Here is a 13,628-nt window from a genome sequence, read left to right as displayed (position 1 = left end):
GCTTGCCGGTTCACCACTTTTCAAGCTCCGGCGCGGTCAGCCAGTCTTGGGAAACCGGCACGATCTCGCCATCCTTGACTGTAATCGCCTTTGCGGTGATCGTGCCCACCGGGAACGGAGCGGTGTTGTCGAAGTCCAGATTGGACGTAAGGCCAAGCATCATCTCCGAGGTGAATTCGGTCGCCATCAGGCTGTCGTACATCGCCTTGCCGGTCACGTTCTCGGCCCCGACGGCAGCAACGGCACCTTCGAGCGCACGCAACGCCACAAGCATCTGCGCAGCCGATTGCGCGGCCCCCAGATCCCATTTGCCGGCACCGGTGTGGTACTTGTTGTAAACCTCAAGCGCCTTCAGACCCGGCTCCATCGACGGGGCGAAGGAGAACACCGAGTAATCGCCCTCGAGCGCCTCAAGACCAACAGAACTGCCGACAACATCCAGGCCGTTCTGCGACGCAGTCACAACCATGACGTCAGTCGCTTTCAGTTCCTCAAGCGCACGCACGGTGGCGATCACCTGTGTGGTGGTCGCGCCAATGACAATCGCATCAGGCTTGGATTCAAGCATCCGGCGGATTTCGTTGGTGACCGAAACCGGGTGGTCGGTCACCCACTCGTGACCGGCAATCTCGAACCGGTCGGGGTACATCTTGGTCAGTTGCACAATGCCGTTGACCTGATCCTCATACCCGGCGCGGCCCTGTGTGGACACGGTGCCAATCCGCAAGGCGCGGTCCTCGCCCAGTTCCTTTTGCAGATGATCCAGGAGGGCGGCAAATTCGTGGCTATAGGTCGGACGGAACGAGAAATGCCAGCCGTCCGGATTCCAGACCAGACCGACCATGGCCGTACCCATGATCATCGGCACCTGATCGCGCGGCAAACGTTTCATCAGGCTCAGCAAATCGGGCGTGCCCATGCCGACATGCATGATCGGGTGTTCGCTAGCCAGAATGCCCGGCCAATTCTTGGCAACAACCGATGCGTCATAGCGCATGTCGTTGACGGCCATTTTGACCTTGACACCCAGGTCTTTGCCGGTGGTATCGTTCCAGTAATCGACCATGGCGCGGTGGGCCGAATGCCAGTTCGGCATGATGTCCGCATACGGACCGGTGAAATCGACCGAAACGCTGAATGTATAATCGGTTTGTGCCTGCGCACCGGGGGCAATTGCAAGTGCGAGCCCGAACACAGCGGCCGCGCTGACCCCTCGCCCAAGCGCTTCAATCCTTCTTAAGATCGACATATTCTGTCCTTCCTCTTGTTAGACTTCACTTTTTGGGCACCGGAAAATCCGATGTCGCGGCGATTATTCTTTGGTCGATTTTCCGGCAATGTCGGCCGACCATCCGACGCGTTCCGCGATGCGCGCCAAATTTCATTCAGTTCCGCTCGTTAGCCATGCGGTTTGGGCCAGATCCGATATGCCGCCTTTGCGATCCGCCAACGCCGCACCATGCCATTCGGTTCAAAGATCAGCACCGCGATGATCACCGCACCCAACACGATGTTGGTCGCCGGAAAGATCACGCTTTCATCGAGAAAGCTGATCCGGTCCGACAGAAAGCCGCCTATGTCATGGGTCGTTTCCTGCAACAGGGTGATGATGATCACGCCAAAGATTGCCCCCAGAGGGCTGGTCATGCCACCAATCAGCAGCATTCCCAGATAGATCACCGACAGCCAAAGCGTGAATTGTTCGGCCGTGACATAGGTGACGTAATAGGCATAAAGACCGCCCGATATGCCAGCGAACACCGCACCAGCGAAGAACGCCAGTATCTTGTACTTGACCAGATTGATGCCCATCACCGGAGCCACCACATCATTTTCGCGGATCGCGATGAAAGCGCGCCCGGTGCGGCTGCGTTGCAGGTTGAAGGTCAGGGTGGCAAAAACGATCAGGAAACACAGATTGATCAGGTAAATCCCCTGCTGCCCCCATATCTCGTATCCGAACAGTTCCATTGACGGCATCGACATGCCGTTCGGCCCGCCGAACCACGATCGTGGCAGGCGCGAGATTGCCAGCGGGAACATCACCTGTGCAGCCACCGTCGTCAGCGCCAGATAGAACCCCTTGATCCTTGCTGCCGGCAGACCGAACAGGATGCTGGTCAGCCCCGCCGCCAGCCCGCCAATCGGGATCGCGACGTAAAACGGCAGTTCGTAATTCACCGCCATGGCGGCCGTGACATAGGCTCCGACTCCGACAAAGGCGGATTGGCCCAGATTGATCTGCCCGGCCATGCCGACGGTGATTTGCAGGCCCAGCACCGCGATCATGGTGATAAACATGAAAGACACCGTGCCCAGCAGATAGGTGGAACTGACCATCGGGAACAGAAACAGTGCGACGATGAACAGCGCAAACACCAGCTTTTGCGGCCTGGTCACCAGATAGGCCTCTTCGCCGCTGTATTTTTTGAAAATCACACCAGAGGGCAGCATCTCTCAAATCCTTTCGAGGATCTTCCATCCGAACAGCCCCTGCGGGCGGATCAGAAGGACAAGGATGATCAGAATGAATGGGAAAATCTGCGACAGCGCACCGTTGGTCAGCGGATCAAGATAGGTCGAGGCAAGCGCCTCTGCCATGCCGACAATAACCCCGGCGATGACCGCGCCGCGCACCGATTCCAGCCCGCCCAGCAACGCCACAGGCAAGGCGCGAAAGCCGATTTCCGCCGCCGTCACGCCCAAGACACTACCCGACAGCATGATGATCGCCGCCATAGTCGCCAGCGTCGTTCCCAGAACCCAGGCGATGATCGCCGATTTCCTGACCGAAATGCCCATCGACAACGCTGTGGTATGATCCTCGGCCACCGCCGCCAGCCTCAGCCCGGCATCTGTGCGCATGAAGAACCAGTTCAGCCCCTCGGCGCAGGCAATGGTAATCACCCCACCAATCAGCAGCGTCGTATTCAGCAGGATCGGCCCGACCTCGACCGCACCCAGCGGGAACACCTGCGGGAAAGGCCGCGTGCTTGGCCCCCAGATCACCATTGTCGCGCCGCGCAGCAGGATGATCAGGCCGATACTGGCCATCACGATCGAGAAAATCGGCTGGCCGGTCAGGGGCCGGAATACGAACCGTTCGATCATCAGCCCAAAGCATGCCGCCATCACCAAAGCCGCCGGCACCGCCAGATACAGCGGCAAACCGAACGAAGACGACGCCATCCAGGCCAAGAACGCGCCGATCATGACAACTTCGCCCTGGGCTAGGTTGACCACCCGCGAGGCACGGAAAATCACCACGAACGACAACGCTACGATGCCGTACAGCAGCCCCAGCAGAACCCCCGAGGCGAGGCTTTGAATAAGTTCAACCATCAGGGTTCTCCATCCGTTTTATCGTCACCATTGAGCGCACCACAGATTCCCGACCGTCCTGGTAACTAACCACCACCTCAAGGTCACAGCGGTCTTCGTCGCCATAAAGCGCGTCGATTACCTTGGCGTAGCGGTCGAAAATCACGTTGCGCCGCAGCTTGCGGGAACGGGTCAGTTCAGCATCGTCCGGGTCCAGTTCCTTGGGCAGACAGGCAAAGCCAGTCACCCGCGACGGGGCATCCAGCATCCGGTTGACGCCGCTGATGGTCTCGGCGATCTGCCCGATCACCGCAGGCAGTTGGCTAAGTTCGGCGAAGGTGCCGAACCCCAGGCCGTGACGTTCGGCGTAGCGCCCGCATATCTCGGAATCAATGTTGATCAGCGCCGTCACCCGGTCGTAGTTTTCGTCACCGATGATCACCGCATCCTTGATGAACGGCGACGAGCGCAGGTTGTTTTCCAGGAACTGGGGCGGGTAGACGTGACCGTCGGCCAGCGTGCGCAAGTCTTTGACCCGGTCCAGAAACATCATGTCGCCTGCTTCGGTTATCCGGATCGCATCGCCACTCTGGAACTGACCAGCCTCGTTGAAACTCTCGGCGATGGCATCGGGGATGTTGCGATACCCCGAAAACTTTGCGCCGCCGCTCAGCAGCAATTCGCCGCTATCCGAAACCTCGGCGACCACAGGCGCACCGATGGTCGGATCGACCGGCAAAAGCTGGCCCATGGTGCGCGGGTCGAATTTCCCCTTCCAATGGGCGGCAACAAGGCCGGATTCGGTCGCGCCATAGAGGTTACGCAGCGGGATGCCGATCGCGTGGAAATAGGTAAAGAGCTCTTCCGCCAGCCCCGAACCGGCACTTAGCGGCGCATTGGCCCGCTTCAGCCCCAGATTGTCGCGCACGCCGGCCAGCACCAGCACTTCGGCCAGAGCCATCTTCACCCGGCTGCCCAGCCCCGGCGCATCACGGTGTTGTTTGCCGGTTTCCAGCGCCCAGTTGTACAAACGCCGCACCAGCGGGTGCGCGTCAAACATGCTGGCCTGCAAGCCGGATGCCATCATTTCCCACTGGCGCGGGGTGAACAACAGAAACTCAGGTGCCAGTTCGCGCAGATCATCGGGCACGGTTTCGGGCTTTTCGGCAAAACTGATCACCATCGGGGCCAGCACGCCCAGAGCGATGCCGCAGATCTGTTCGGCCGCCCACGCCTGCGAGATATACGAGAGGTATTCATGGCCATGCTTGACCTTGAACGCGTCCATCAGCCGATAGCCGCTGTCGAGCACGAACTCGTGGGTCAGCAACGCCCCCTTGGGCAGGCCGGTCGTGCCCGAGGTATAGCTGATGACCGCCACGTCATGAACGTCGATACCGCTGGCGACCTGCTCGAACTGCTCGGGGTTCTGTGCGTGCCCCCCCTCGCCCCGGCTTTCCAGTTCATCGATGCTCAGAACCTGGGGATGGTCGTAATCCCACATGCCGCGATCATCGAAATAGACAATCCATTCCAGTGTTTCGACCTTGTCGATCAGGCTCAGCGCCTTGTCCACCTGTTCCTGATCTTCGGCAAACACCACGCGGGCACCACTGTCGCGGAGGATATGCTCCATCTCGCTGGCGATCATGTCGGGATACATCGCCGCGAACAGCGCGCCTCGGCACAGGATCGCATATTCGGCAACAAAAGCTTCGATGATGTTTTCGCTGATCAGCGCCACGCAATCGCCCGGATCAACCCCCAGCGCGGCCAGACCATAGGTATAGCGGCTGACCATGTTCAGGGATTCAGCCCAGCTGAGGGGTTTCCACAGCCCGAAATGTTTCTTTTGCAGGAACGTGTCGTCTGGAAAGGACTTGGCCCTGTCCAGCAAAAGCTGCGGGATCGAACGTCCGTCGATGGTGCGCGGATCGGTCCCCAGAACGCCGGTGATCTGTTTCATGCCACGTCCCCGCCCAGATAGGCCGATATAACCTTGGGGTCATTGCGCACCGCATCCGGTGCCCCCGAGGAAATGACCTTGCCCCAATCGATCACCGTAACCTCGTCGGATATGTCCATCACCACTTCCATGTCGTGTTCGACCAGAATGACCGGAATGTTGCGCGCATCGCGGATATCTAAAATGAAGCGCGCCAGATCGCCCTTTTCCTCGGTGTTCATGCCGGCCATGGGTTCATCCATGATCAGGATTTTCGGGTTCAGCCCCAGTGCGCGACCCAGATCAATACGCTTGCGCAGCCCATACCCCAACTCGCCGACAATCGTATTGCGTAGCTGCTCAAGCTCCAGGAACTCGATGATTTCCTCGGCCAGGTTGATGAAATGTGCATTTTCCTTCTGGACCCGGCCCCAATACAGCAACCCACCCAGCAAGCCGCTGGACATCTGGTTATGGAAGCCCGAAAGGATGTTTTCGCGTACCGTCATCGACTGATAGGTCTGGTTGCCCTGAAAGGTCCGGGCCATGCCCCTTTCGGCGCGCCGAAATGGCGCCAGGTTGGTGATATCCTCTCCCTCGAACTCGACCATGCCGGACGAGGGTTTGTAGAAACCCGACAGACAGTTGAGCAGGCTGCTTTTACCCGCGCCGTTGGGGCCGATGACGGCACTGATCTGGCCTTTCTTCACGTGAAGCGAAATATCGTCCACGGCGGTGATCGCTCCAAAGGTCAGACGCAGGTTTTTTGCGGATAGAACTATGTTACTCATTCACCTGAACTCCGGGACGCGTTTATTGTGAAAGGCGGCCATCCCTTCGTCCCAGTCGGGGGAACCAATCAGGTTGCTGAGCGCCTCAAGCCCATAGCGGCGGGCGGTGCGCAGGTCGCAATCTTCGGCGATGTGGATCGAGGCTTTGCACTGGCCGATGGCCATCGGGCTGAATTTCTTCAACTTCGCGGCCAGATCAAGCGCAGTGTCCAGCAGGCCGTCTGGCGGTACAGAGGCGAACAAGAGCCCAAGCTCGCGCGCATAATCACAGTCGATATCCTGCGCCAGCAGGATCACCTCGGTCGCCTTGCCGCGACCACAGTATTTCGCCAGCTTTTGCACGCCCCCCGCGCCCGGTGTGGCGCCCAGCTTGACTTCGGGCAGTGCCATGATGGCACCGTGCGCCATGATGCGGAAATCACAGGCCAGCGCCATTTCGCAACCGCCGCCCATGGCATAGCCGTTGATGGCGGCGATGACCGGGACGCCGATGGCCTCTATTCGGTCAAATAACAGGGCAATCCGGTTCAGGTAGTTGTCTCGGATATCAAAGGGGTCGAGTTCATCCCTGTCAAAGTACTTGAGATGAGCGCCGCAACAAAAGGCGCGCCCACTGCCGGTCAGGATAAGCGCGCGGGCCTTGTTCTCAAGCGCCTCGTCAATGGCGCGGCCCAACTCGTCGATTAGGTCCAGATGCAGGGTGTTCATTTCCGCCGCACGGGTCATAGTGGCCAGAGCGACACCCGACACGGGCCAACTCAAACTAACGGCATTCCCCTCAAAACCCATGATTCAGCCCCTCCCAAAGCCTTATCGGTTTAGTGTTGCGGGCGGTTACAATCCCCCCGCAACACGCTATTTCAGCGTCAAAACTGTACGTCCAACCCCAGATCCCTTGCCATGATCAGCTTTTGGATTTGACTGGCGCCATCACCAATCGTGCAGACCCGGTTGTCGCGGTAGTATCGCGACACTGCACAGTCATCCATGAAACCCCAGCCGCCATGCACCTGGATCGCCAGATCGGCGCATTTCGTGCCGTTCTCGGTGGCAAAATACTTGGCATAGGCCAGATCCCGCAGCGATGCGGTGCCTTCGTCCGCCAGTTTGGCGGCGCGATAGGTCAGCAGACGGGACGCCTCGGTGCCGACGGCCATGTCGGCGATCATGTCCTGCACCATCTGCAACGATCCGATGGCGCCCTTGAAGGCCTTGCGATTGTTGGCAAATTCAATCGAATGGTCGATGCTGGCCTGGGCCAGGCCGACCGAACAGGCCGACAGGAAAACGCGCGCCTGCTGATAACCGCGATGCAGCAGAATGCGACCGCCATGCACATCGCCGAGAATGGAATCATCGGCAATGAAACAGTCATCGAAATATAGCGGTCGCGTATCCGAAGACCGCCAGCCCAGTTTCTTGTAAGGCTCACCAGGGGTGAAGCCTTTGGTGCCCGCCGGTACGATGAACAGCGTGTATTGCTTGCGCTCGGCGTCCGGCTCGCTGGTGACGGCCATGACCAGCACATAAGAGGTCAGCGGCGTTCCGGCGTTTGTGATATAGGCCTTTTCGCCATTCAGCATCCAACCGCCATCGACTTTCCTAGCCCGCGTGGTGATGCCGGCGGTCCATGACCCTGCTTGCGGTTCAGTGCCCGCAATCGCGCCGATTGCCTTGCCCGAAACGATGCCGGGCAGGTATCTCGCGACCTGTTCCTTGGTCCCATAACGCATCATTATCAACCCGCAGGCAACGCTGACCATGGTGGTTGCCGCCAGCGACTGGTCGGCGCGGGCCAGCTGTTCCAGCGCGATGACCATTTCCAGCGTGTCGAACCCCATGCCACCATGTTCCGTCGGGAACGGGATCGAGGTGATGCCCATCTCGGCAACCTTGTGGTACAGGTCGGTAGGAAACACCGCCTCGGCGTCCAGACGTTCGGCAATCGGGGCCACTTCCTTTTCGGCAAAGCGGCGAACCGACTCCTGCAACCGTGCTTGATCTTCCGTTAGATTGAAGTCCAATTTGCTTCTCCTGTTGACTTGGTGGCGAGCGCGCTAACCACCTATTTCCCGACCCCGCCCTGGTTTTTCCCGATCTCTGACGGATCTGCCGACAGTCTGGCCGCCGGCGTGGGGGACAAGGATCGGTTGATGATCTCGGCGATTCCGGCAGCAACCTGATCGTTCGACCAGCGGCCATCCTGACGAAACCAGCGCTGGGTCCAGTTCACTGATCCCAACAGGCTGAATACAACCAGCTTGGAATTGCAGGGTACGATGCTGCCGTCCGCGATACCTTGCTCGACCAGATCGCGGAGCCGTCCCTCGAACTCATCGCGGATGCTGATGATCTGGGACTCATAAGGGTCTTTGAGAACCCGCTCCTCCATGCTGACCACGCAGATCGAATCTTCGCTGTTGATGCTGCGGATATAGTCGCTCAGCGTGGCGACAAGTCGTTCACGAGCGCTGCCGCCGCGCGCTTCTGCGAGTTCAAGACTCTCAAAGGCCGCCGCCAAGGTTGCCTCGCGCAGCAGAAATAGCAGCTCCTGCTTGTTCTTAACGTAGTGATAAAGCGCCGGCTTGGTCACCCCGAGGCTTGCTGCGATATCGCCAAGCGACGTGCCGTGATAGCCGTATTTGTTGAACGCCTGGGCCGCCCCGCGCAGCAATGCCGCCCGCTTGAGCGCCCGCACCTGCGCCGCATCCGGAATCACATTTCCCCACACCTGCTTTCCCGAACCCTTCACCACTTATCGCCCCTTACCATCGCTAAAGCCATCGCCGCATTTGCCAGCCTGATTCGCACTTATTGAACGACCGGTCACCACCCAAACCTAGTAGAAGACAAAATGAACCACAACTAAAATTACTGAATGGCAATTCGCCCCATGCCATCGCTAAAGCCCCCCAAAGTTTCCAACCCGAATCGCCGCCATTGAACGATCGGTCACAACCCAAACCCGACAGAAGATATAATGAACCAAAACTAAAATTAGTGAATGACAATTCGATTTTCCTGCGCTAGCGTTTCTCGGAAATGTTTGCCGTCAGCCTTTGGGCGGTCGCGCTCCACCCGCTGCCTCAGGAGAACGCAATGGCACCAAAATATCAGGAAAATGATGCCTATATTCTGGGTGTTACGCTGCACGAGGCGATGCCTCGGGTGGCGGATAAACGCTTGGAAGAAATGGTATATGACACCGCAAAAGAAGCGCTGGACGCGGTGGGAATCAGCCGCAGAGCACTGGACCATGTGACCATTGCAGCCTGTGACGAATTGGACGGGCGCAGCATTTCGAGCATGCTGCTTGCCGCCCCGGCCGGTGCCTATCTGAAGGACGAAATCAAGGCGACCGATTCGGGTCTGACCGGGCTTTGCCTTGAAGCAACGCGCATCCGTTCAGGACGATTCCACCTTGGTCTTCTGGTCAGCTGGAACAAGAGTTCGATCGCACCGTTTGAGGATGTGATGCGGATGCGCTGCGAGCCGTTTTATACTCGCCCCATCGGCCTGAACATGTCCATCTCGGACGGGCTGTTCGCCGCTGCCATGCAGGGTGTGGACGAGGCAGATGCCAGCAAGGTCGCGGCCAGCTATCGTCAGGCTGCCGCCAAGAACCCGCGCGGCGTTGCCGCCGTTCCGGTCGCGGCAGACGCAATCGCCGCCTCGCCCTATGTGTCCACGCCACTGCGCGAGGGGCACCGCCCACCGGTCACGGATGGTGCGGTGGCGATGGTTGTGGTGTCCGGCGCATGGTTGAACGACCACCCCGATGCCAGGCCGTTAGCGCGTCTGTCCGGCATTGGCTGGAGCCTTGAAAGCTATCAGTTGGGCGGCGACAGGCTGGCCTCGATGCTTGGGCTGAAGACCGCGTTTGGCGACGCCATGAAAGATGCGGGTCTGGGCAATGCCGACGAACTTGATGTGATCGAGATCGAGGCTCAGACAGCCTTTCACGATATCGCCACCCGCCAGGCGCTTGCCCTGCCGGCGGATCAGACCGTGTCACCATCGGGCGGGCCATTCGCCCAAAACCCCTATTTCTGCACCGGTCTGGTCAGCGCCGCCGAAGCGGTGTTGCAGGTCGCCGGAAAAGCTGGGCCGGTTCAGGCGGGCCGCGTGAAAACGGCCGCAGCTATCGGCTTTCACGGGTTCGCCCATCAGGGCAATGTCACCGCCATTTTCGAGGAGATTCCAGCATGAGCCCGCAACAGGTAGCCGTGATTGGCACCGGCCAGACGGTGTTCAAGAAACACCACGACGACAAAACCTATGTCGAACTGGTGCAGGATGCGACGCTGGCCGCCCTTGCAGACGCCAAGATGACGCCGGATGAAATAGATGCAGTGGTGTTTTCCATGGCACCAACCGAATTTGCCGGCATCCACGACATCGAAAAATGGTCGGTCGACTCGATTTTCGGGGCCGGAAAGCCGCTGATGCGGGTGCATACCGGCGGAGCCACGGGTGGGTCGGCGCTGCATGCGGGGTATACGCATGTGGCCTCGGGACTGTTTCGCAACGTGCTGGTTGTGGGGGCCGATCGGGTGGCCGAAACTCCGGATGCTCAACACATTCTCAACCTGATCTGGGATCGGTTCTATGAGTTTGATTTCGCCCTGAATACGGTCACTATGACGGCACTGTCCACGCAACGTCAGATGGCCCGTTACGGCACCACCGAAGAACAATTCGCGCGGGTGGTCGTGCGGGCACGCGCCAATGCGCTGAAGAACCCGTATGCGCATCTTAAGGGCAAAATCACCGTCGAGGACGTGATGAATTCACCGGCCGTTGCCTGGCCCTACAAACTGTTCGACTGCTGCCCGCGTTCATCGGGAGGGGCGGCGATGGTGTTGACAACACTGGACGGCGCGCGTGAAAAATGCGCCAGTCCGGCCTTTATCAACGGGGTTGGGGCCACCACAAGCACGGTATTTCAGGGCGACAAGACCGGACCGAAGGCCGATGTCGAATATGCCGATCTGGCCGAACTGGAGATTGCCGGTAAAGAGGCCTATGCGCAGGCCGGAATCACCGACCCGAAGAAGCAAATCCAGGTAGCCGAACTGTATGATCCGTTCAGTTCGATGCAGTTCCCGCAGCTTGAATCGCTTGGGTTTTGCGAGCGGGGAGAGGCGCCGGCGCTTAGCGATGCAGGGGCATTCGATCTGGGCTCCGACCTGACGGTTTCTCCGTCAGGGGGGTCGCTCTGCACCAATCCGATCGGCGTGACCGGCCTTGTGCGGGCCATCGAAGCTGCCAATCAGGTGATGCAACGGGCCGGCGACATGCAGGTATCAGGTGTGCGTAACGCCGTGGCGACAGCCATCGGCGGGTCTGCACAATTCTACACAGCTTCGGTCTTCGGGGCCGATCATCTCTGACAGACAAAGGAGCCAGAACAATGGCAACCGAAAAAACTCAGGCCAGCGACGTGATTTCCGGCGAATGGAATGTCAGGTACAACTATTCGGTCGGCAAGGTTGCCGGAACCTTCTTTGACGCTCTGAAAGAGCGCAAGATACTGGCCACCAAAAGCAGCAAGAGCGGCATCTCCTACCTGCCGCCCCGCGCCTATTGCGAACGCTCGTTCGAGCCTTGCGATGAATGGGTCGAGGCGGGCCACGAGGGTGTGATCGAAGCCGCGACAATCGTGTCGGCGGCGTTCGAACACCTGCCGCCGCCGCCCTATGCCATCGCGTATGTCCGCCTTGACGGAATCGATACCGCGATGATCAATTTCGTGCGGAATCTGGACATGTCGGATGTTGGCGCAGCCATGGAAAAGCTGAAACCCGGCACACGCGTCAGGGTGGAATTCATCGACGATCCCAAGGGCGAAGTGACCGATTTCCACTACGTGCTTTAGGCGCGGCCCCGGTCCCGGCCCCCGATTGAACCAATCCACCGCGCGCTGACCAGAACTGGCCCAACGATGTTTCAATCCCACCTTCAGCCAGACAGCCCAGAGGCCATGCAGAACCGCATGGCGATGATCGCGCTGATTGACCGGATGCGCGAGCTTGAGGCGCGTGCAATAGAGAAATCCGGGCGTTCGGGCCCGCGCTTCGCCAAGCGCGGTCAGTGTCTCCCGCATGAGCGGCTGGCACGGCTGCTGGATCCCGGCGCGCCATTTCTCGAGATTGGCAACATGGCGGGATATCTGCGCGACGGGGCCTCGCCCGATGCGTCGGTGCCCGGCGCCAGCCAGATCGCCGGGATCGGTTTTGTCAGCGGCATCAAGTGCATGATCGTCGCCAATGACAGCGGCATTGATGCCGGCGCGATTACCGATCCGGGCGGTGAAAAGATCATTCGCTGTCAGGAAATCGCGCTGGAAAACCGTTTGCCGTTTGTGTTTCTGGTGGAAAGTGCCGGTGCGAATCTGATGCGCTACCGGGTCGAACGGTTTGTGCATGGCGGGGCGATTTTCCGCAATCTGGCGCGCTTGTCTGCCGCTGGTTGTCCGGTGGTCACGGTGCTGCATGGCTCGGCCACCGCCGGCGGAGCCTATATGCCGGGGCTGAGCGACTATGTTGTGTCGGTGCGCGGGCGCGGACGGGCGTTTCTGGGTGGGCCACCGCTGGTCAAGGCCGCCACCGGCGAAACCGCCGACGCGGACGAATTAGGCGGCGCGGAAATGCACGCCACCAAGACCGGCCTGGTGGAATTCCTGGCCGAGGACGACGTGGCCGCCCTTGGCATGGCCCGCAAGCTGATCGGCGGATTCAAGTGGGATCGGGGCGCGGCGACGGCCAGTGATTTTGCCGAACCGCGTTATCCGCGCGAGGATCTCATCGCGATTGTGCCTGCCGATGCCCGCAAACCCTATGACATGCGCGAGATTGCCGCGCGACTGACGGACGGATCGGATTTCTCTGAGTTCAAGCCGCTGTTCGGGCCTCAGACTGTCTGTCTGCAAGGGGCGATCCACGGCCACAACTGTGCGATCATCGGCAATAACGGCCCCATCGACAATGCCGGGGCGATGAAGGCGGCGCAGTTCATTCAGCTATGCTGTCAGTTGGACCGGCCGATCATCTATTTGCAGAACACCACCGGGTACATGGTCGGCGTGACCTATGAACAGGCCGGCATGATCAAGAACGGCGCGGCGATGATCCAGGCCGTGGCGAATGCCACTGTGCCGCAGATCACCCTGATGACCGGGGCCAGTTTCGGGGCCGGAAATTATGGCATGTGCGGTCGTGCCTTTGGCCCTCGGTTCCTGTTTTCCTGGCCCAATGCCTCGACCGGGGTGATGGGCGGAGAACAGGCGGCCAAGACCATGAGAATTGTTGCTACCGAGGGGGCCGAACGGCGCGGCCAGACCATCGACCCGGACGAGATCAAGGCCCAGGAAGACCGGATCATAAAGCTGTTCGGAGATCAGGCCGACGCCTTCACCACCTCTGGGCTGCAACTGGACGACGGGGTGATCGACCCGCGCGACAGCCGCAAGGTTCTGGGCTTTTGCCTGGCCACCATCGCCGAGTCTCGCGCATGCAATCTGCACCCTACGAGTTTTGGAACTGCGCGTTTTTAAACGAAAAACCGACATC

At 59.6% G+C, this 13,628-nt stretch carries 12 protein-coding genes; 4 read left to right on the top strand and 8 right to left on the bottom strand.

Annotated features, from left to right (window positions below):
- Positions 1-10: 10 nt before the first annotated feature.
- The 8 genes from DL899_RS07195 to DL899_RS07160 form a co-directional block, all read right to left on the bottom strand.
- Positions 11-1,249, bottom strand: coding sequence for an ABC transporter substrate-binding protein (locus DL899_RS07195; RefSeq protein WP_111733349.1), 1,239 nt, complete (start codon positions 1,247-1,249; stop codon positions 11-13).
- A gap of 149 nt (positions 1,250-1,398) precedes the next feature.
- Entirely contained in the window at positions 1,399-2,454 is a 1,056-nt protein-coding gene (locus DL899_RS07190; RefSeq protein ID WP_111733347.1) for a branched-chain amino acid ABC transporter permease, read from the bottom strand.
- Positions 2,455-2,457: 3 nt separating this feature from the next.
- Positions 2,458-3,342: a branched-chain amino acid ABC transporter permease gene (locus tag DL899_RS07185; protein WP_111733346.1), complete on the bottom strand. Its 885-nt coding sequence runs from the start codon at positions 3,340-3,342 to the stop codon at positions 2,458-2,460.
- Entirely contained in the window at positions 3,335-5,287 is a 1,953-nt protein-coding gene (locus DL899_RS07180) for an AMP-dependent synthetase/ligase (protein ID WP_111733344.1), read from the bottom strand. Before DL899_RS07180 ends, DL899_RS07185 begins: the two co-directional genes overlap by 8 nt.
- Positions 5,284-6,057 (bottom strand): ABC transporter ATP-binding protein, encoded by a 774-nt coding sequence (locus DL899_RS07175; protein WP_111733342.1) that lies wholly within the window; start codon positions 6,055-6,057, stop codon positions 5,284-5,286. The genes DL899_RS07180 and DL899_RS07175 overlap by 4 nt, the downstream gene beginning before the upstream one ends.
- Complete coding sequence (locus DL899_RS07170; protein WP_111733340.1) at positions 6,058-6,846, bottom strand: enoyl-CoA hydratase/isomerase family protein; 789 nt, start codon at positions 6,844-6,846, stop codon at positions 6,058-6,060.
- A 77-nt stretch (positions 6,847-6,923) separates the two neighbouring features.
- Positions 6,924-8,081 (bottom strand): acyl-CoA dehydrogenase family protein, encoded by a 1,158-nt coding sequence (locus DL899_RS07165; protein WP_111733338.1) that lies wholly within the window; start codon positions 8,079-8,081, stop codon positions 6,924-6,926.
- Positions 8,082-8,122: 41 nt separating this feature from the next.
- Entirely contained in the window at positions 8,123-8,812 is a 690-nt protein-coding gene (locus DL899_RS07160) for a TetR/AcrR family transcriptional regulator (RefSeq protein ID WP_111733336.1), read from the bottom strand.
- A gap of 287 nt (positions 8,813-9,099) precedes the next feature.
- On the opposite strand from DL899_RS07160, the gene DL899_RS07155 reads away from it, so the two are divergent.
- The 4 genes from DL899_RS07155 (at position 9,100) to DL899_RS07140 (ending at position 13,612) form a co-directional block, all read left to right on the top strand.
- Positions 9,100-10,266 carry a beta-ketoacyl-[acyl-carrier-protein] synthase family protein gene (locus DL899_RS07155; RefSeq protein WP_111733334.1) on the top strand — a complete coding sequence of 389 codons (1,167 nt, stop codon included), beginning with the start codon at positions 9,100-9,102 and terminating at the stop codon, positions 10,264-10,266.
- Complete coding sequence (locus DL899_RS07150; RefSeq protein WP_111733333.1) at positions 10,263-11,450, top strand: thiolase family protein; 1,188 nt, start codon at positions 10,263-10,265, stop codon at positions 11,448-11,450. The genes DL899_RS07155 and DL899_RS07150 overlap by 4 nt, the downstream gene beginning before the upstream one ends.
- 20 nt (positions 11,451-11,470) lie before the next feature.
- Positions 11,471-11,935 (top strand): Zn-ribbon domain-containing OB-fold protein, encoded by a 465-nt coding sequence (locus tag DL899_RS07145; RefSeq protein ID WP_111733331.1) that lies wholly within the window; start codon positions 11,471-11,473, stop codon positions 11,933-11,935.
- A gap of 105 nt (positions 11,936-12,040) precedes the next feature.
- Positions 12,041-13,612 carry an acyl-CoA carboxylase subunit beta gene (locus tag DL899_RS07140; protein WP_275426787.1) on the top strand — a complete coding sequence of 524 codons (1,572 nt, stop codon included), beginning with the start codon at positions 12,041-12,043 and terminating at the stop codon, positions 13,610-13,612.
- The last annotated feature ends 16 nt before the right edge of the window (positions 13,613-13,628 follow it).

The sequence above is a fragment of the Roseovarius amoyensis genome, from assembly GCF_003260265.1.
Lineage (GTDB): Bacteria > Pseudomonadota > Alphaproteobacteria > Rhodobacterales > Rhodobacteraceae > Roseovarius > Roseovarius amoyensis.
This window is presented reverse-complemented; position numbering and strand designations above follow the sequence as displayed.